Origin of the sequence: Proteiniclasticum sp. (assembly GCF_032054185.1) — a bacterium.
Lineage (GTDB): Bacteria > Bacillota > Clostridia > Clostridiales > Clostridiaceae > Proteiniclasticum.
The window spans coordinates 1-20,367 of the sequence record NZ_DAMBTF010000020.1; the positions used below are offsets into that span (position 1 = coordinate 1).

Annotated in this window: 18 protein-coding genes and 2 tRNA genes; 8 read left to right on the plus strand and 12 right to left on the minus strand. The window is 43.7% G+C overall.

All coding sequences use genetic code 11. From position 1 onward, the window contains the following. The first annotated feature begins 566 nt into the window (after positions 1-566). Positions 567-1,136 carry a cob(I)yrinic acid a,c-diamide adenosyltransferase gene (locus RTX25_RS10800; RefSeq protein WP_312653549.1) on the plus strand — a complete coding sequence of 190 codons (570 nt, stop codon included), beginning with the start codon at positions 567-569 and terminating at the stop codon, positions 1,134-1,136. A 184-nt stretch (positions 1,137-1,320) separates the two neighbouring features. Here the strand turns inward: RTX25_RS10800 and RTX25_RS10805 are convergent, their stop codons facing one another. From RTX25_RS10805 to RTX25_RS10840, 8 genes are all read right to left on the minus strand, one after another. Continuing rightward, positions 1,321-1,776 (minus strand): YdeI/OmpD-associated family protein, encoded by a 456-nt coding sequence (locus tag RTX25_RS10805; RefSeq protein WP_312653551.1) that lies wholly within the window; start codon positions 1,774-1,776, stop codon positions 1,321-1,323. A 57-nt stretch (positions 1,777-1,833) separates the two neighbouring features. Beyond that, on the minus strand, positions 1,834-2,523 hold the full coding sequence (locus tag RTX25_RS10810) for an amino acid racemase (RefSeq protein WP_312653553.1): 690 nt from the start codon (positions 2,521-2,523) through the stop codon (positions 1,834-1,836). A gap of 63 nt (positions 2,524-2,586) precedes the next feature. Beyond that, positions 2,587-4,134: a UDP-N-acetylmuramyl-tripeptide synthetase gene (locus tag RTX25_RS10815; protein ID WP_312653555.1), complete on the minus strand. Its 1,548-nt coding sequence runs from the start codon at positions 4,132-4,134 to the stop codon at positions 2,587-2,589. A 140-nt stretch (positions 4,135-4,274) separates the two neighbouring features. Continuing rightward, positions 4,275-5,558 (minus strand): uracil-xanthine permease family protein, encoded by a 1,284-nt coding sequence (locus tag RTX25_RS10820; RefSeq protein ID WP_397428549.1) that lies wholly within the window; start codon positions 5,556-5,558, stop codon positions 4,275-4,277. Positions 5,559-5,780: 222 nt separating this feature from the next. Continuing rightward, positions 5,781-7,025, minus strand: a complete 1,245-nt coding sequence (gene aroA, locus RTX25_RS10825; protein ID WP_312653557.1) for a 3-phosphoshikimate 1-carboxyvinyltransferase — start codon at positions 7,023-7,025, stop codon at positions 5,781-5,783. Between the two features lie 50 nt (positions 7,026-7,075). After that, positions 7,076-8,209, minus strand: coding sequence for an aminopeptidase (locus RTX25_RS10830; RefSeq protein ID WP_312653559.1), 1,134 nt, complete (start codon positions 8,207-8,209; stop codon positions 7,076-7,078). Between the two features lie 221 nt (positions 8,210-8,430). After that, positions 8,431-8,506 (minus strand) — tRNA-Lys (locus tag RTX25_RS10835). Between the two features lie 156 nt (positions 8,507-8,662). Next, positions 8,663-8,738, minus strand: a tRNA-Lys gene (locus RTX25_RS10840). 138 nt (positions 8,739-8,876) lie between these two features. On the opposite strand from RTX25_RS10840, the gene RTX25_RS10845 reads away from it, so the two are divergent. From RTX25_RS10845 to RTX25_RS10855, 3 genes are all read left to right on the plus strand, one after another. Continuing rightward, on the plus strand, positions 8,877-9,977 hold the full coding sequence (locus tag RTX25_RS10845; protein WP_312653561.1) for an iron-containing alcohol dehydrogenase: 1,101 nt from the start codon (positions 8,877-8,879) through the stop codon (positions 9,975-9,977). 12 nt (positions 9,978-9,989) lie between these two features. Beyond that, complete coding sequence (locus tag RTX25_RS10850; RefSeq protein WP_312653563.1) at positions 9,990-10,610, plus strand: SOS response-associated peptidase; 621 nt, start codon at positions 9,990-9,992, stop codon at positions 10,608-10,610. 137 nt (positions 10,611-10,747) lie between these two features. Next, the gene (locus tag RTX25_RS10855; protein WP_312653565.1) at positions 10,748-11,509 is read left to right on the plus strand and encodes a DUF975 family protein; all 762 of its coding nucleotides are present in this window, start codon (positions 10,748-10,750) and stop codon (positions 11,507-11,509) included. Positions 11,510-11,602: 93 nt separating this feature from the next. Here RTX25_RS10855 and RTX25_RS10860 read toward each other — a convergent pair whose 3' ends face one another. From RTX25_RS10860 to RTX25_RS10875, 4 genes are all read right to left on the minus strand, one after another. Then, positions 11,603-12,241 carry a hypothetical protein gene (locus RTX25_RS10860; protein WP_312653567.1) on the minus strand — a complete coding sequence of 213 codons (639 nt, stop codon included), beginning with the start codon at positions 12,239-12,241 and terminating at the stop codon, positions 11,603-11,605. A gap of 162 nt (positions 12,242-12,403) precedes the next feature. Next, a complete protein-coding gene (locus RTX25_RS10865; RefSeq protein WP_312653569.1) occupies positions 12,404-13,642 on the minus strand; it encodes an MFS transporter in 1,239 nt (412 codons plus the stop codon). A 23-nt stretch (positions 13,643-13,665) separates the two neighbouring features. Next, positions 13,666-14,601: a GNAT family N-acetyltransferase gene (locus RTX25_RS10870; protein WP_312653571.1), complete on the minus strand. Its 936-nt coding sequence runs from the start codon at positions 14,599-14,601 to the stop codon at positions 13,666-13,668. Positions 14,602-14,604: 3 nt separating this feature from the next. Continuing rightward, entirely contained in the window at positions 14,605-15,801 is a 1,197-nt protein-coding gene (locus tag RTX25_RS10875; protein WP_312653573.1) for an MFS transporter, read from the minus strand. A gap of 231 nt (positions 15,802-16,032) precedes the next feature. Between RTX25_RS10875 and RTX25_RS10880 the strand changes: the two genes are divergently transcribed. From RTX25_RS10880 to RTX25_RS10895, 4 genes are all read left to right on the plus strand, one after another. Then, a complete protein-coding gene (locus RTX25_RS10880; protein WP_312653575.1) occupies positions 16,033-17,232 on the plus strand; it encodes an SAM-dependent methyltransferase in 1,200 nt (399 codons plus the stop codon). After that, positions 17,229-17,633 (plus strand): hypothetical protein, encoded by a 405-nt coding sequence (locus tag RTX25_RS10885; RefSeq protein WP_312653577.1) that lies wholly within the window; start codon positions 17,229-17,231, stop codon positions 17,631-17,633. Before RTX25_RS10880 ends, RTX25_RS10885 begins: the two co-directional genes overlap by 4 nt. A gap of 25 nt (positions 17,634-17,658) precedes the next feature. Continuing rightward, entirely contained in the window at positions 17,659-19,338 is a 1,680-nt protein-coding gene (locus RTX25_RS10890) for an SWIM zinc finger family protein (RefSeq protein WP_312653579.1), read from the plus strand. A 143-nt stretch (positions 19,339-19,481) separates the two neighbouring features. Then, positions 19,482-20,366, plus strand: coding sequence for an ABC transporter ATP-binding protein (locus RTX25_RS10895; RefSeq protein ID WP_312653581.1), 885 nt, complete (start codon positions 19,482-19,484; stop codon positions 20,364-20,366). Position 20,367: the final 1 nt, after the last annotated feature.

Below are 20,367 nucleotides of genomic sequence, written 5' to 3' on the forward strand. Positions count from 1 at the left end.
GAAGTTCACTTTGTTTTTTACCTATATTCTGTTTAATTTTCAAAGAACTTGTTTTGATTGTTTGTCGCTCTTGTCAGGCGACTTCTATATATTAGCATTTTGGATTATCAGTGTCAACAGCTTTTCTCGATTATTTTCCATATTATTTTCCGGCAACCATTCTGTAGCCCCAAAACTGATTGAATCTCATATTAAAACGGATAATAAAAAATTAAAAATCATAATTCAGAGCCGAACATCCTCCGTATACGGCTGAAATCGCCAAATATCAGCATTCTCAATCCTTCTGAAACATACAGGATCTAAACACTCTATCTTCACCATTATTTTCCAGCTATAATCTGACGGTATTTCCCAGCAGATCTTTAGACCAGATAAACGCATCAGATTCGGTGTACTTCTTATTATAATTCTCTGGAATTCCAATTTCAATCACCCTGCTCATACAGGAAATGGATACCTCTTCAGCACAGCTCATGATAATTCTCACTTAATTTACAATCTTTAGAACACAAGTCATGTATTCTTCCTTATAATAGAAGTAATCAAAACACGTGGAGGTAAAAATGGGTATAGTAACAAAAACAGGCGATAAAGGAACAACAGGAACCTTAGGCGGACAGAGAATGCTTAAGTCATCCTCTTTAATTGAACTGAACGGCCAGATAGACGAAGTGAATGCTTCTCTAGGCTATCTCAATTCTCTTATAGAAGAAGGAAGCGATTTTCCGAAGAAAAACGAGATCATGGAATTCCTGAGATATATACAGAACGGACTTTATAATCTCGGTACAGAGATTTCCTCAGGATTTACCATAGTACGTTTCGACGAAAGTCATGCTCTGCTTCTTGAAGAGAAGATTGATGAGATGACAAATGCGATGCCGCCACAGACCAAATTCATCATATTCTCAGGAAAGAAAGAAGCGACATACACGCATGTGGTACGCTCAGTTTCCAGAAGATGTGAAAGACAGTTTGTACGTTTTCTTCTTGAAGAGAATGTAGATCCTTTCCCTCACTGCTATAAGTTCCTGAACAGACTGTCGGATTATCTCTTCACCCTTGCAAGATTCCTTAATCAGGAACTTGGAGGAGAGGAAATAGAAACCATTCCCTGGGAAAGCGGTAAATAGCTTTTACCAGCGTCAGCAAGATAAAAACTGTCATAAATAAAGCGCTCAACTTATAGAAATATAAAATCAGTCAGTTTTGACAGACCCTCTTCAAATATCGTCTCAAAATGAAGACTGCACCGAAGGACGTTTAATCCTTTAGTGCAGTCTTTATACATTCCTTCTTATAAAAGAACGCTGTAAACTACTTCAGCTCACTAAGCATGGCAATGAGCTTGTTCAGTCTGTTCTGCTTTGTATCTTCTTTTTTCGCAACCTCAATATAATTCGCCTGCTCCCGCTTCAAGTATTCCGGCTGTTTCAGATATCGCTCAAGTACACCACTGTCTCTGAGCGCGTTTTCTATATATGGCAAAACGGTATATATACGTTCTTTTGTATCCTTTTCCAGGGTAACATGTACCGTGTCGCCAATGTTTTTGCCGACGGCCTGTCTTATGAATTCATTATATACGAGATAATGTCCGTTTCTTGAGGGCAGTAAGGTGTGATTGTAGCTGTGTCCATCAACTGTGATGAGAACAGGAATATTCCCTTTTACCCCGAACTTCTCCTCTGCTGAATATGGAAAATAGATTACGCTCCACCTGATTTTCCCTTCAAGCTTTCTGATTTCGCTGTCAAATTCGTATTTCACCATATCACTCCCTGCTTGAGAATAGCTAAGACACCGTCAACGGCAGTTATTTGCTTCTTCTTATTCTCTTCCTTTTCTGATCATGACCTCAGCCATGACATCCATAGGATCGATTGCGGGTCTACTCAGTGAGTCTTTTGTCAGAACAAGACCGATCTCTGTACAGCCGAGTATGACAACTTCAGCACCTTTCCCGATGAGATGTTCTCCTGCAGTTTTAAGTAGTTCTACAGGTTTCCCCTCCGTCACACCTGACTTGATCCCAGTTCCTTCACCATAAATCGCCTCCATGACATATTCTTCCTGAATATTGTCATCAGGATAAATAATGGAGACATCCTTCAGGAATTTGTCAAAGATTTTTGTATTCTTCGTTCCAGTTGTTGCCAGAACACCGATTCTTCGGATTCCAGGATATGCAGCATGAATATAGGTATTCAGCTCCTGAAGAGCATGAATGATCGGAAGATCTGTCCCCGCAGTAATCTCATCATAAAAATAATGTGACGTGATGCAGGGAATGCATGCAAGGTCTACGCCTGCTTTTTTAAGGTTGTTTGCGGTTTCCACGATATATGGTGCCGGATTCTCACCAAGTCCAAGAATCGCTCTTGTGCGATCCGGTATCTTAGGATTACTGTCGATAATGATCCGGAAGTGCTCCTGATCTTTTTTCACTTTTGTGGCTTTGATCATCTTCATATATAGCTGGGCTGAAGCTTCTGGCCCCATCCCACCGATGATTCCCAATATTTTCTCTTTCATAGACACAAAAAGCCGTTAAGCTCTTCTTTTCAACTCCTTTAAATGAGGTTAAGCCATATCGGATACTCTACCCACAAGAGGTGCAAAGAGTTTTTCCTTATCTTTGTCCGGGTTCTGGCTGTAAATATATTCCAGCGCAATTCTCGCACCATGATCCATTCCCTGAGATCCTGCAAGTAAAATCACATCCCCAGGTTCGGCCTTATCTATGGCATACCTGATGGATGATTTAAGATCCTCAATGACTGTAACCGTAAGATCTGATTTCTCAAGTTCTTCATGGAAAACGGTCATCTCCTCTTCAGTGACTTTATCCTTTGTGGTGACAAACTCAACACTCTTCGTTCCGATGATTTCATCCATATGGAGCCTGTCTCTCCATTTCAGAAGTGTAATGATGTTTTCTCTGTTGACAGTAGGTCCTCGATTTCCACGTATGGCATAAACAAGATGAAGCTTATTATAATTTAATTTCACAAGACTCTCAAGAGTCATATCGATATTACTCATGTTGGCGAAATGATCATCAATAATCACATACTCGTCATCATAAATATACTGGAACCGACGTTCCACTCCCGTGAATGTTTCAGCTCCTCGGATGACATCGTAAATCCTTACACCGTCGACAAGAGCCATGGCCATCGCAGACAGGGAGTTCACAACAGAATGAAAACCGGGAACTCTGAGGTGTACAGGATATTCACCCTTCTCAATCATTCCGTCAAGCCCGACGATATCCTGTCTGATCTTCAGGATGAATCTGGCCCTTCCAGTGGAAAGATCAAGATCGCTGCAGAAAAGATCCGCATTTTCATCCTTTGTGGAGAAGGTGATGACCTTAGCTTTTGTCTCTCCCCTCAGGCCATAAGTCACTTCATCATCCATATTGAGGATAGCAAAGGATCCGACCTTTGCATTTCTTACAAGGGAGGACTTGGCTTCATAATACTTCTCAAGGCTTCCGTGCTGGTCGATGTGTTCTCTGCTGAAATTATTGAAAGCGACGATATCAAAATCCACATCGTTCACTCTGTAAAGTTCAAGAGCCGATGAGGATACTTCCATGACCGCCTTATCCACATGTTCTTTTACCATCTCTTTAAAGATGATCTGAAGATCCGAACTTTCCGGAGTGGTCAGTTCCGAATGAACAAACCTCTCCCCCACCTTAATCATGACGCTGCCGATGAGTCCGGTCTTGTAGCCGGCTGAAGTATAGATATGGTCAAGGATGTAGCTAGTGGTTGTTTTTCCGTTGGTCGCAGTGATGCCGACCATCCTCAGTTTTCTTGTGGGGTGGTCATTCAGTTTCGCCGAAAGAAAGGATAGAGCCTCTCTGGCATTTTCCACTCGGATCTGGAGCATATCCTCACCATCCTGAAATTCAGTGACAATGAAAGCAGCCGCTCCCCTCTTCTTCGCCTCAGCCATATAGTGATGTCCATCTGCAAGATAGCCTTTAATCGCCACAAAAAGACTTCCATCTTCAATTTTTCTGGAATCATTGGTTACAGAACCGATTTCCAGCTCCTCATTTATTGTTCCTCTGATTTCCGATGAGGACAGTCCCTCAATCAGTTCCGTTAATTTCATCTCTTCACCCTCTTTTCTTATTCCTTTTATTATAGCAGAGTCTTCCTGAATATGATTTGTTCTTCACTGTGAATTTCAGGAAAAAATCAAAACCCGGCATCCCAGAAAACTGAGAATGCCGAGTTGAATTTCTGTCTATATTATTTCTGCTTCTTTCCGAACATGCTGAACACGGAGTTCAGAATTATTCCGGCTATTGCTGCAAGACTCAGTCCGCTTAAGGATATGGCATCAGTGATCTTTATGGTAAAGAATGATGCGATGTCAGCAGGAAGATAGGTTGGTGCAAGTCCGATGACAAGTATTGCAAGACCTGTAATCACAGTTTTCGCTTCCACTTTGACTTCCTTGTCTTCATAGGCTTTCTTCAGTGTCTTTCCACCGATGAGCGCGATCATGGAGAAAAGGATGATACTGATTCCACCCATTACCGGTGTAGGAATACTTCTCAGTGTTCCACCGAGCTTTCCGACGAATGCCAGTACTACTGCGAAGGCTGCTGCAAGTCTCAACAGCTGTGGATTATAGTTCTTCGTGATTGCAAGTACTCCTGTGTTTTCGCCATATGTTGTATTGGCAGGTCCGCCGACAAGAGCTGCAAACGCTGTTGCAAGTCCGTCACCAAGGAGCGTTCTGTGAAGACCTGGGGTCTTGATGAAATCTTTTCCGACGACCTGTCCGTTTGTTGTAATATCGCCGACATGTTCCATGAACACCGCAAGGACAACCGGAGCTATGGTAAGCACTGCGTTAAGATTAAACTTCGGCAGTGTGAAAGCAGGCATCTCCAGAAGTGCCGCACTTGTTATGATTGTTGTATCCACCTGTCCTAGAATCAGTGAAAGTATGTATCCTACTGCGACTGCTGTGATGATGGACATCTGCTTCAGCATCCCCTTACCGAAAAGGTTGATGCCCAGTGCTGTAAGGAGTGTTACCGAGGCCAGGATAAGATTTCCCTGTGCCATTCCATAGGCTGTTGGGACAAGTGTAAGCCCGATGACGATAATCATGGGTCCTACTACATAGGAAGGAAGAAATTTCTTGATGGTCTCATATTTCACCTTTTTGACCAGTAATGATGCCAGTACATAGAGCATACCTGCTACAAATATTCCGCCTTGTGCATAGGCAAGATCTCCGCCGTTTGCTTCTTTTACAATATTGATCACTGCGATAAATGCGAAAGATGATCCTAAGAATACCGGAACTGTTCCCCCGGTGACAAGATGAAAGATCAGTGTTCCGGCACCTGCCGAGAAAAGCGCCACTGAAGGGTTTAAGCCTGTAAGCATTGGGACAAGAACTGTTGCACCGAACATGGCAATGAGGTGCTGCAGGGCAAGAAGGATGTCCTTCCCTGAAGTGATGGTGAGAAACCTGTTCTCTACCTCCATTTTTTTCTTTGCTGTGATTGCTGCCATAATTTCCTCCTTATAGGGTATCGCTGTACCCGCTTAATAATATAAAAAACCTCTTGCCGTTGAGACAAGAGGTATAATAAGCTCTTTATTTCTGCTTAATATCTTCTCAGCCTCTCTGGACCGCATTAAAGATTTCTTCCTACGAAGTATAACATATGGGATTGTGGACATCAAGAATAATCTTGCAAAAATCCGGAACTTTTCTCATTGGGTAGTCTTACGCTATCTGACGATTTTCTCGAAGTCACTGAAGAATTCAGGATAGGATTTTTTGACCGCTTCAAACCCTTCAATCTTCACCGGTTCAGTGCACCTTAGGGAAGCGACTGCCGCGGCCATTACGATCCTGTGATCATTATAAGCGTGTACATAACCTCCTCGAAGGCTTTCTCTGCCATCAATTACGATGGCGTCTCCTTCTTCCCTTGCTTCACCACCGAGACTCCTTATGAGCTCTATGGTCGACTGGACACGGTCTGACTCCTTGAATTTCAGCCTGTCGCAGTTCAGAAGTTTACCTGTCCCATCTGAAAGTGACAGAAGAACGCCAAGGATTGGCGCAAGATCGGGTGTGTTTGAAATATCGATATCCAGTGCTCTGATTTCCGAACGCTCCACTTCATAGCCGTTTTCGGTCATCTGAACTTTAGCCCCCATTTTTTCAAGGATTTTCAGAATTTCCATATCTCCCTGAATTGAGGCATGGTTAAGCCCTGTGACCTCTGTGTGTCCTGCAATGGCTCCTGCTGCAAAAAAGAAGGCTGCCTGGGAATAATCGCCTTCGACAGCATAGTCTCTAGGCACATAAACCTGATTCCCGCTGACAAAGTATGTATTTCCCTCACGGCTCACACTGACCCCGAAGTCCTCCATGACTTTAACCGTCATCTCCACATAGCTCTGACTCTGGAAATCTCCTGTGACCGTCAGTGTACTGTCTCCGTTTAACAGAGGGAGGACAAATAGCATTCCGGACACAAACTGAGAGCTGATGTCGCCTCTAAGTGTAAAACTTCCAGGTTCAAGCTTTCCTTTCAGCACAATACTCTCGAGGCTGTCCCTGTAGATCATGATATCGAGATCTTTGAACATTTCCTCATAAACCGTGAGCGGACGCTGAAGAAGACTTGTGCTGCCTCTTATCTCATATACTTCATCAAATAGAAGCGTAATGGGAATAAAGAACCTTAATGTGGACCCTGATTCATCCGGTTTCAGAACACGGTCTCTTCTCTGACCGAAACATGTGGCATCTATGATGACGTCTTTTTCTTTGACGAAGAAATCAACCCCCAGATCTTCGAGGCACTTGAGCGTTGCCATGATATCTGCGGAGAGATCGACATTGTAGACTGTACCTTTACCTTTAGAGAGCGACAGAGCAATCAGTGCACGATGCGCATAGGATTTGGAAGAAGGGATATTCACTGATCCCTTAGCTTCTCTGTAGTTTAATTCCTTGATCACATTCAATACCTCCATTTCTTGTTCACTTTCCATTTCCGAGGCATAAGTTCCTACTGTTTATTTTCAAATGCTTCCAGCACTTCATCTTTGAACTGGCCTTTTTCATGGAATAGTTCGCCATCAGCATAGATTTTACCTTCCATTCTCAGTTCACCGATCATATCCCAATGAATGACACTGCTGTTTTTTCCTCCTGCCTCAGGAAAAGCATCTCCGATCGCCATATGGAATGTACCTCCGATCTTTTCATCGAAAAGGATGTTTTTTGTACCGTTCTTTATCCCGTAATTTGTTCCGATGGCAAGCTCACCAAAGGTTCTCGCTCCTTCATCGGTATCCAGAATCGTTGAGAGAAGTTCCTCGCCCTTTTCAGCAGAGGCTTCCACGATTCTGCCTTTTTCGATCTTCAGCCTGATGCCCTGGATTTCCTTGCCCGCATAGATGAGCGGAAGTTCAAAGAACACGTGACCCTCCACCGAATCTTCTACGGGGGAGGTGAAGATCTCTCCATCCGGAAAATTCACCTTACCATCACAGTTGATCCACTTTCTGCCATCGACACTCGCAGTGACATCTGTTTCACCGGATACGATTCTGATGGTTTTCTTTGTATTGAGATAGGCGATCCACCTGTCCTGCTCTTTTGAGATCTTCTTCCATTCGGCAACCGGATCTTCCTTGTCCAGCAGTCCCGCTCCGTAGACAAAGTCCTCATACTCCTCAAGGCTCATTCCCGCTTCCTGTGCATCACCGAAGGCCGGGAACTGAGTACCGCACCATCTTAGGGTTCCGTCGCCCATCCTGTCTGAATAGAGCTTACGCCACTCTTTTGCGCCGATGGATGAATTCCTTATTTTTTCAGGGTCTATGTTGCTTGCATACTTGACGTTCCGAGATCCCCAGGCAGTAAGCCACACATCCGCTCTGGCAAGAAGTGTCTCGTTTATGAGGCTTCCCTCTTTCAGCTGTTCTTCTGTGGACTCTTTCAGGATAACCTCGCTGATTTCATCTGATGTCAAAACCACTTCCACATGCCCGCCCGCTCTGACGGCTTCTCTCGCAACAGCCTTCGCCCAGGGGGTAGCCACTTCGTCCGCTCTGATATAGACAAAGTCCCCTTTCTTAATCTCCGTGGAGTATTGAACAAGCAGTCTGGCCAGTTTCTCAAGTCTAATATCTTTCATCAATCTATCTCCTTGCCTTTTATTGTTAATCCATTATAACACTCGCGTTCATGGTTAAAACAGGTTCCGGACAGATTTTCAAAAAATTGCTTTTAAGTTTACGGAGAAGTCAAAATTCTTCAGAAAGAAGAAAACGTTAAGATTAAGTTCAAAGTTCTCGATTATAATATTCTTATGGAAAAAAGGCAATAAAAAAATCCGGTATTTAAACCGGATTAAAATGGTGGTCGATCAGGGGTTCGAACCCTGGGCCCTACGATTAAGAGTCGCATGCTCTACCAGCTGAGCTAATCAACCATAATTAAACAACAAAATTGATTATACGCATCCTTTATCCTGTTGTCAAGAATAAATTTATCGGAAGTTCAGCTGCAGGCTCTCTCATTTAAATCTGAGCCTGAGCGGAAGGATAAATCAGGCAATAAAAAAATCCGGTGTTTAAACCGGATTAAATGGTGGTCGATCAGGGGTTCGAACCCTGGGCCCTACGATTAAGAGTCGCATGCTCTACCAGCTGAGCTAATCAACCAGATTAACTGACAAAGATTATTATACTTATCCAGGCGTGCGATGTCAAGAAAAATGACGCAATTTTTTCAGAAAGATTGACATAAATTGCCAAAGTTACTGATAACCAAGCCAATAATAATCGAGGAGGATTGTAAAATTGTTTGAATTTAATTACAGTATGCCCACTTCACTAATCGTAGGAAGGAACTGCCTGGTGAAAAACAGCAGTAAATTACGCGACTTCGGGCATAAGTGCCTCATAGTAACCGGACAGAGATCATCAAAGCTGAATGGTTCCCTGGAAGACTGCATCACTTCACTTGAGAATGAAAACATAAAATACAGTATTTTTGACAAGATTTCGGAAAACCCCTCTTTCGATATCATTGATACGGCTTATCTCGAATACAAAGACATTGATATCGAATTTATCCTTGCGGTAGGAGGAGGATCCGCCATAGAAGCCGGGAAAGCGATCTCTGTGCTCTTCAGAAATGATATTTCCGCAAGGGATCTTCTGTCCAAGAAGCATCTTACGGGCATCCCACTGATTGCGGTACCCACCACAGCAGGAACCGGCGCAGAAACTACGCCATATGCCGTTCTGACCCAGCCCGAAAAAGGAATCAGCAGAAACATCGGTCAGAAAATTTTCCCTGCTCTGGCATTTCTGGATGCCAGGTACACACTCAATATGTCTTTTCCCCTCACTTCCTGCGCAGCGGTGGATGCCTTTTCCCATCTGGCGGAAGGCTATCTCAACGCGAGAGCCAATTTTCTCACTGACACTCTAGCCGAAAAAGGTCTGAGACTTTTTGGTGAATGCCTGCAGCCATTGAGAAATCAGGACTGTAGTATCGAAATCAGAGAAAAGCTCCTCCTTGCCTCTTCCATCGGAGGTATGGTGATCTCCCAGACAGGAACAAGCCTTCCCCACAATATGGGTTATGTTCTGACTGCAGAAAAACTCATTCCCCATGGAATTGCAACAGCTATGCTATACCCCGGGTATCTGAAAATATTCAGAAACACGGAAAAACTGGAAAGACTGTTATACCTTGTCCAAGTGGAATCCGTGGATGAGCTGACGGATATCTTTCGGGAAATCCTTGATTTTCAGAACCCTACTCTGTCTTCCGAGGAAATCAAAAACTATGTGGATGGAATTCTTTCCAATGAGAAAAAACTCAAAAACCACCCCGAGAAGGTTTCCCGTGAAAATCTGACTGTCATCTATAAGACAATACTGACGAAATGAGGAGATGATCATATGTGCGGACGTTATCAGCTTGAACTCAGCCTGGATGACATTCTGAACATCATCGATGTTCTGGATGAAGTCAGAGAAAAGTATCAGGATGAGGATCTTACGGAGTATACCCATGAAAAGAGGGATATTTTCCCAGGAAGCCAGGCAGTTGTTCTGACAAATGAAGGCCTGAAAAAGCCCATATGGGGTTTCCCTCTGGATAAAAAACTTGTCTTCAATGCAAGGAGCGAAAGCATCTTCGAAAAACCCATGTTCAGAAAGGCAGCATCAGAAAACAGATGCCTTGTCCCTGCAAATCTCTTCTATGAATGGCAGGGTAAGGAGAAAATAAAGCATATGGTCAGAACACCTGATTCCATCATGTATCTCGGCGGTGTTCTGGAAAAATACGCAGCCAAAGACGGTACGGTGGAAGAAAGATTTTCCATTATCACAGAAGCTTCCGAGAATGAGATGGCCTCCATCCATCCAAGAACGCCACTCATCATTAAAAAAGAGGATCTCAGGTCCTTCATGAATCCCGGCTCCTCCCTTGAGGAAGTAAGAAGAATCATGAAAAGCTATCCGGAAAAACTGATTATCACAAGAGAAGACAGGGATGCACAGCTATCCATATTCTAAAGAAGCTTCGGCTTCTTTTTTTGTCCTTTTCTGATTCGGTTCAGGCATAATGTTCGAGTTATGATATTTTTATTGCATTTTAATCCAGTATCGATATAATTTCATTAGATTAAAATCGTTTTAATGGAGGATATGATATGTGGACACGTAGTGAGCTCAAAAGCCGCGCAAAACAGGCTCTGAAAGGTACATTCTGGATCAGCGTTCTGGTTGTGATTCTGTTTCTCATTCTGACCGGTGGAGAAAACAGCAATCTGACCCTTAAACTCGGTGAGGACGCAACAAGAGAAATGGAAGTGGGTACCGGTATTTTCGGATACAATTTTGATACAGATTCTCTTCAGGAAATTGTCGCACTGCCCCTTACGGCATTTATGGTGCTCTTTGGTGCACTGGCAGGTCTTGTATCGATCCTGTGGTCGATTTTCATCTCTATGCCGCTTAATATGGGCATGTCAAAGTATTTTCTGACGAACAGAAGGAATAAAGGAGAGAATACCCCTCTTAACCTGTTCTTCCCTTTCAGATCAGGTTACTATATGAATGTGGTCGTTGTGACCTTCATGCAGACCCTTTTCATCTTCCTTCATTTTCTCCTGCTCATCATCCCGGGAATCATCAAGATCTTCGCATATTATATGGTCCCATGGATCCTTGCTGATGATCCGTCCATCAGTTACAAGGATGCTCTTGCGCTGAGCTCTGAAATGACCAAAGGCCACAAAATGGATATCTTTGTTCTGGAGCTTTCCTTCATCGGCTGGTATCTTCTGACCTTCCTCTCTTTAGGTCTTCTCGCGCCGCTTGTAACGACCTACAGATATGCCACCATTGCTGAGCTCTACGAGCATCTGAAACAGGGCAAGATCCAGCCTGAGACTTCTCCTCTGTATTTCTGATCAGGCTAAAAAAATGAACTCCTGACATGAAAAGACCCATGAAAGTCTCCACATCGTAAGATGGGATTCCTTCATGGGTTTTCTGTCTTTCTGCTATATGTTTTCCTGAGCTCTTCCGTTTCTGAAAAACTCGAGGATTTCCTCAGCTTTTACTTTAAGATCTTCAAGACTTCCATCATTGTTCGCGATGAAATCCGCTTTCTCTACAAGCATAGCCACTTCTTTTTCGGTGTTATGATTCGGATTGCTGTTTTTGGCAACTTCTTCGCCGTCTCTCGTCACCAGTCTCTGATATCTGTTTTCCTTTGTTGCTGTGATGCCTACAATAAGGAATCCGGCTTTCTTCCAGAAATCAAAATCATCCTTGGTTCTTCCACCCACGATCATCGGCAGGATGTTTTCGTTGACTCTTCTGAGATTCTCGTAGATGTCCTCCCATTTGGTCTCCTGACCGACACTATGAAGCTGTGCATTCTCAGTGATCATTTTGGACAGCGCATACTTATTGAGGATGTTCATATCGATTTCTCTCAGCTTATCTGCGACCAGCTGGAAGAAACCTCTTTCATTTCCCTGCCACTCAGGAGAAATGGATACGATGGGTTTCATTCCTCTTATGATATCCCCCAGACCATATTTCTTTGTCTTTGATTCAAGTTCGATGATAAAATCAGCCAGAGCGTCTTTTCCTGACCCCATTTCACCAAAAATAATGATTCCGTTGTAATTCATATTTACCTCCAAATATTTCTGCCTCTCATCCTGTTTTGCCTCTTTAAAAGAAGAGCAATCAGCTGGACAGTCTATCCTATTACGTTTTATCTGCACCTAAAAGTCAAATTCCTAACTTAGTATATAGAGAAAGCATGAAGATTTCAAGTCCGATTCAACCGTCTAGGATACTGTCTGTTTTTCATCCTTAATTTTCAGGAAGTAATATGCACCCAGAATAAACAGCACGATGAGACTGAGTATGCCGTATCTCGTTTCCCCTGTGATGCTGATGACAATGCCCATGAGCAGAGGGCCGAATATCGAAGATACCTTTCCGAAAATGTTGAAAATGGAGAAATACTCCGCGGACTTGTTTTTCGGTATAAGTTTTCCGAAGTAGGATCTTGATAAGGCCTGGATACCGCCCTGAGCACTCGCTACAAGCATAGCAAGGATCCAGAAATCAAGTTCGGTCTTCAGGAAGAATCCGTAGATCGAAATAAACGTATAGGTAAGGATCCCGGCCATGATCATTTTTCTCGCCCCGAAAATCTTTGCAAGCTTTCCATAGATAAGAGCAAAGGGGAATGCGACGAGCTGAATGACCACAAGGATGATGAGCAGCCTGTCCGAATCCACACCCACATCCACGCCATAGGCTGTGGCCATGGTGATGACCGTATGCACACCATCGATATAGAAGAAGTAGGCGATCATGAAGTAAAGCACCATCTTGTTCTTCACGATATCCCTTGCAGTTTCTGCAAGAGCTCTGAAGCTTTCTCTGATTTTTGACGGTTTTCCTTCGATATAATATTTCTGCTTCACATTCTTCAGCATCGGGATGGTAAAGATCATCCACCAGACTGCTGTGATGAGAAATGCCATCTGCGTGGCTAAGGTCACGGTGATGCCAAGCCTTTCTGCACTTAAGATGATGCCAAGAGAAATGATGAAGGGAATGGTCCCGCCGAGATATCCGAAACCGAATCCTCTTGAGGAGATGTCATCCATCCGTTCATTGGTTGTGACATCGGTGAGGAACGAATCGTAGTAGATGTTCGATCCGTTGAACGCTACGGCTGTAACCACATAGATGACCAGCGCATAAACCCACTGTCCCTCTCCCACTGTGGAAAGAAGTGCGGATGAGATGATTGCAATAAGGGTGAATGCGGCAAACAGTTTCTTCTTGACGCCTTTGAAATCGGCTATGGTCCCTAGAATAGGAGCCAGAAGCGCGATAAGAAGGGTTGCCAGTGAATTCGCATAACCCCAGTAGGCGGTGGAAGTGGCATCGGCAAGATGACTTGCCGCTACGCTTTTGAAAAATAAAGGTAATATTGCGGTGGTTATGGTAATCGAGTAGGCGGAATTGCCGAAATCCTGAAGGATCCAGCTTTTTTCCTCTTTTGTCATATTAAACCTCCCATAACAGTATATTATGATTCCTTAATCAGTGAGAACGTATAGTGATCCTGCCATTTCCCGTTGATATAAAGATATTTTTCATTGATCCCCACTTCTTTGAACCCCAGTCTTTTCAGTACATTCTGGGACTTTTTATTGTCAAGAAGGGTCGATGCTTCAAGCCTGTGCAGCATCAGCTCCTCAAAAGCATAGTCGATGGCTGTCTTCAGCGCATCCTGCATAAGGCCTCTTCCTTCAAAGTCCTTGTGGAGCGCATACCCGAGATTTGCACTTCTGAATCCGCCGTAGACGAGATTCGAAATCTGAACTTTTCCGATGAGCTTTCCGCCTAAATAGACCCCGAAATTGATGGCCAGTCCGTTCAGGTAATGTTTGTAGTTCTCATCAAGGGATTTCTGCTGTCCTTTCAGGGTGAAGAAATCCTGATCCCGATGCGGCTCAAACGGCTTTAAATACTCCCGGTTTTCCAGATAATAAGCCAGATATTCTTCGGCATTTTCCGGAGACGACAGTTTCAGTTCCACCTTTTCCCCATCCATCGCCAGAAGCTTGAACTCCCGGTACTGATTGAACCTTGTATTGTCTGTACCGAAAAGATACTCATTCCTGATGACGGAATCCTGATAGCTGTTGTTGACGAGAATCCCTTCCAGTGTATATCCGAGTTCAGTGAAAGGCACTGTGGAGATTTCATCTGAAACAATGATATTGACCTTGAAGAAGGTGCCGTCTCTTAGAAACCCTCTAGTCATGACTTTCAGGGATTCGCGAAGCAGATTTCTGTCCTCTTCCCTGTAGAATCTCAGTCTGATCAGCACGTTTTTATGTGCTGCGTTCTTTTCCACAATGGAGAATCGGCCGATGGTGATCCGGCTGCCGTCTCTTATGATGAATTCTTTTTCATCTGTTTCCTTGATTTCTTCCATAAACACTTTTATCTGTTCCATCTGTTACGCTATCCCCTCTCTTCCATCTTGTATCTGTTTCACTTTTTCGATATCCTTTCCCGCTCTGATTCTGATATAGGCTACAAATCCGATAGAAATGAGCATGGACAGGGGAAGAAGATAAATAGAGGTTTTTGGTCCTGCTGCATCGGTGAGGATACCCATAAGAAGGTTCATGAGATTAAGTACCAGCGCCACCATCGTCATGATGAATCCTGTAGCAAAACCCGGACGTTCCTTAAATACCAGCGACACCAGTGACATGAGTGACGGAAATACAATGGCGAAAAAGAGACCTGATATGCTGATTATGATGATATAATCTACACCAAGCAGGAATCCTAAACCCATGAGGATCAGAGAAATGACCTGAGAGGCCATTACTGTCCTCAGAACTCCTGTCTTCTGAACGATGAAACCGCCCACAAGTCTGCCAAAGGCAAAAACAAAGAAGAATATGCCAAGATATCTTGCGCCTACACTTTCCCTGAATCCGAAACCATCTTTGAGATAATTGGTGAGCCATAGAGACATCCCCTGCTCTGCAAAGGCATAGAATCCCATCGCCAGTCCGAATACATAAAGAAGAGGATTTTTGAGAATGCTGTTCTGACCTTTTTCTCTCCTCACCTGGGGTTCATCCGGGATTTTTGCAAACCGGATACCGATGAGCACGATAAAGTAGAACAGTGCGATGAAGACATACATGGTTCTCCATGAGATGTTTCTCTCAAGAAGAAGACCGATGGAGTTCTGAGATACGGTTGAACCTGCCCCATACATAAAATGCAGAAGATTCATGGCCAGTGTGGAGGTTCCGGCAAATAGAATCGGTACCACTGTATTGGCCGCCACACCATAGATGTTGATTCCCGCGATGATCGGTATGAATCCGATGAAGAACATAGGGAAACTGGCTGCCTGGGACTGGATGAGAATACCTGTGATTAAACATAGGATTCCGATGATTATGGTTTTTTTCTGTCCGATACGTTCAATGACTGCTCCACCTAGTAAGGTCACAGACATTCCCGCGAGAGAGACTATGGTGATCATGGAGGAGACTGCCGTATTGGTCACGGAAAAATCTTCTTTAAATATCGGAATAAATATACCCCTTGTATTTTCAATAAAAGGGGATAAAAACATCAGTGTAAATATGATGATAACGCCAAATCTGTTGCTTTTACTGTTCTGCATTCTGTCTTATCACTTCTCCTTTGCTGCCCATTGCAGCCGGATTTCTCCGAATAATATATACATTATTATAAGCCATTGGGATATAATATAATAGAAGTGACATGGGAAATTATTTTCACCATAGAGTGAGTCGCGTAGTCTATAGTCCAGGTGTCCTTTTCAAGAATCATGAACCATGAACGCGCACAAAGATCCTGGACTTTTTCAAATTGAAAGCTAGAGGTGTAATCAATGAATAAATCATCAGTAGATAAACTGTCCTTTTTCTTTATGGGACTGGAGAACCGGTTCAGCGAAAACAGGGATGTTTTTGAGTCCATAGAAATCCAGTTCAAGGCAGGACTCAAGACCTTCAAAGGAATCGGCATTCTTAATGAAGCCGAAACCATTTCCTATAATTTCAACGGTGCAACAAGGCTTCTTCCCTTCAGCAAGGTTCTTGAAGATGTCCTTAAAGAAGCCTCAAACTATGAGGAGCTTCAGCTGAGCTACAAAGAGAGGGGCACAAAGCTTATCATCAGCGCCACAAAAAAAGGCGTCACCATGAATACGGAAGAGCTCAAATTCGAAACAAAAGAAGACCAGAAAGACACATCCACACTTTTAAACAGGGACTACCTCATCAAGGCAAAAGATGCCGGAAAGCTTCTGAAAGCCATAGGCATCATGAGCAAAGACGGTAAGATCCGAAACGACAAGATCCGTAAATATAATCAGATCGATCACTATGTGGAGCTTCTTGAGAAGAATTTCGAATCCATGAAAAAGCAGGGTACACTCTATATCGTGGATGTTGGCTGCGGAAAAAGCTATCTGAGCTTTGTCCTCAACTATTACCTGACCGAAGTGAAGAGAATGAAGTGTCATTTCATCGGTATCGATATTTCTCCGCAGGTCATTGAATCCTCAAGACAGATTCAGAAGGAACTGGGCTACAGAAACATGGAATTCCATGCCATGGACGTGAAGGATTTCAAGGACGAGCGAAAAATCGATGTGGTTCTCTCACTCCATGCCTGCGATACCGCAACGGATATGGCGCTTGCTTTCGGTGTATATAAGGAAGCGGATTTCATCGTCGCTGTCCCCTGCTGTCATAAGGAAATGCTGAAGACCTATTCCTACAAGCCTTTTGAAGGCATCATGAAGCACGGAATCCTTAAGGCGCGCCTTGCGGATACCCTGACAGACGGTTTAAGAGGCCTGATGCTGGAAGAGCATGGCTACGATGTCTCTATTGTAGAATATATTTCTCCTCTGGAGACACCCAAGAATCTCATGATCCGTGCATACCGAAAAGATTCGCCCAATGAGGCATCAAAGGAAAATGCAGATCAGCTCATTAGTGAATTCGGAATCTATCCTGCTTTCCGATACTTTCTGGATCAGTATACCTACGGTTTATCTGACGGAATGGATGATCTCTTATGATGGTGTATAATATCGGTCTTTTTCTCACCCTCATCGTCATCCTTTTTCTTGGCGCCATGCATATCGGCTCAAAGCTGCCGTACAGACTCAACAGGATCTATCAGAAAGAACCGAACGGGATCAGGCTTTTCAACAGATTTTATCTTTCCTACCTTATGCCCTGGATTCTTGTTCCGTTTATCGGTTCCACCTATTTCAGGACCTATTATATGATCTACCTTCTGCTTTTCACACTAGCCCTGGAGGATGGTCTTTATCTGCATGGTCTCTATACAGACAGAAACAAGGAAAAATTTCTGGTCATGGCAGTATTCAACCTGATCATCATCGGGATCATCTATATCCTGATTCTCAGGTATCTGTCTGATTTCACCCCATTTAACCTATACTCGATTCTATGACCGATCACCAGGGAGGTGGACCTATTTGAACGTTCAGGAACTTATCGGCAGCGCATCTGAAATCACAAAAATCAAAGCGAAAAGAATCCTCAAGGAAAACAGTCTGATCAAGATATCCTATGCAAAGGGCGTCCTGCGCTCTGTTGTGCATGAGGGTCAGGACTATAGCCAGAAAATAGAAATCGAGCAGGGAGACATCTCAGGCTACACCTGCAGCTGTAACAGCGACGGGCTCCTCTGTCCCCATATTCTTGCCCTTCTTCTGAAAAGAGAGGAGAGAGTCAGAGAAACTTTAGGTGAAGTGGAGAAGAAACCCAAGGCATCCATGAAAAACACAAAAAGCAACCTGAAAGAGATTTTAGACTCCGCAGACAAGGAAGAGCTCATAGAATTCATCCTTTCTCTGAGAAGCTACTATAAGGATATTCCCGTAATCATCAGAAAAAGCTTCATCAGCTCCACTGACGAGGAATTTCTAAGGGAAAACCGCGACGAGCTCATGGAGTCCCATAACACCCTGAAAGCCACAAGTAACAAGGAAGTCTATACAAAACACTTCAACCTGATGCTGTCCGTGCATGAGCGGGCAAGAGCGGAATCCAAGGAACGAAACTATCTGCGTTCGACACTTCTTTATCTTCTGCTCTTTGAAATGGTGAGCCTTCCAAGTGTAGGTATGGAGCATTATCTTTTTGACAGTCATTACATCAAAGTCTATCAGGAAGCACTGCTTCCTCTGGCCGACAAGAAGTATACGGTGAGAGAATCTCAGATGATTTTTGACTATCTGAAGCTCATCTGCACAAGCCTTAAGGATCTCAGTCAGATCACGACGCTCCTTAGAATCATGAAGAACTTCATCACCACAGAAAAGGATTATGACAATTACTATGACATTCTCCTGTATGTCTATGAAAAGGATACAGTTCTTCCTTATGACAAAAACAATCTCCTTTATCTTGAGTACGAGCTCCTAATGATGATCGGAAAAGCCGAGGAAGCTTCGCAGCTGAGACGGGAAAACCCCTATGTTCCGGAGTTCAGATTCATGGAAGCCGAGTCACATCTCGGACGAGGTAAGCTCTATGATGCGCTCATCATCGTAAAGGATGGAATCGAGCGTGCCGATCGCAACTGGGATGAACTCATCCGCTGGCTGTACATGGAATCGAGCATCTATAAGATTCTTCAGAGTCAGGACAAATTCATCGATGTCACACAGAAACTGATCACTCTTGGAGAATATCGGGCTTATCTTGATCTGAAAAGATGCATCAGCCCCAAAGAGTGGACGGGTGTCTATGAGAAACTGGTGGATGATGAGGAGGTCAGAAAGAATACCAAGGGTGTCTATAAACGTATCATTCTCGAAGAAAAGGATAAAAGAAGAATCCTTCTCTACATTATGGATAACCCTGAACTCATATCGGAACATTACGATTTTTTAAGCCCCGAATACAATCAGGAAGCATCTAAACTTCTGGCCGAATATATTGAAGACACCGCCTCAAGAATCAGCGGCAGGAAAGATTACGAGCACCTCACCCAGATGGTGGAAAAGCTGTACATCTATGGTCAGACAGCACTTGCAAACGACACCATCATGAATCTTGTCATGAAGAACAAAAACAAAAAATCACTGCATACCATTCTCTTCCAGCTCAAGGACACATACAGTCAGAGCGGACCCTATATTCCTGAATAATACTGCAGAGCCTCGTGCTCTGCTTTTATTATTTCTGTAACCTCCTTTATCTTGTAATCCCACTGTGATTGGCGTATTCTGGATGTAAATCATAGTGTTAAGATATCTGGATAAACATTAATGATGCACTAGGGGGATATTAAATGAATACAATAGAAATCAGAGGTCTGACTAAATATTACGGTAAGAACAGAGGTGTCGAAGATATTCATCTCGATGTCCGGGAAGGCGAAATCTTCGGGTTTATCGGCCCCAACGGCGCGGGAAAATCGACCACCATAAGAACAATGCTCAACCTCATCTTCCCCACAAATGGAGAAATCAGGATTTTCGGCAAGGACTCCCGAAAAGATTCCGAAGCGATCGCCAGAGACATCGGATACCTTCCTTCTGAAGTATTCTATTACGACGATATGAGCGTCAGCGATCTGCTTAAGTATTCCGCTTCTTTCTACAAGAAGGACTGCACTAAGAGAATCCGTGAGCTCTCCACCCTTCTTGAACTGGACCTCAACCGCAAAATAGAGGATCTGTCTTACGGTAACAGAAAGAAGGTCGGCATCGTTCAGGGTCTTCTCCATGATCCCAAGCTCATCATACTCGATGAACCCACCAGCGGACTGGATCCTCTCATGCAGCAGAAATTTTTCCATCTTCTCCAGGAAGAGAACCGAAGAGGAAAGACCATCTTTTTCTCCTCTCATATTCTGAGTGAAGTCCAGAAGCTCTGCCACAGAGTTGCCATCATAAAAGACGGCGCAATCATCAAGGTTCAGGATATGGCTAGTCTCAAGGAAGAGACTTATAAAAGGTTCACACTGGAGACTACCGAGGATGTGACACTTCCTCTGGGAGAGGTTTCCGGGATATCCGATCTCACGCATCATGACCGCACTTACAGCTTCATCTATAAAGGGGATGTCAATCCGATCACAAGGATTCTGGGAAAAACAGATCTCAAAGATATTCTCATCGAAGAACCTACTCTGGAGGAGATCTTCCTTCACTATTATGAGAAGGAGGAGTAGT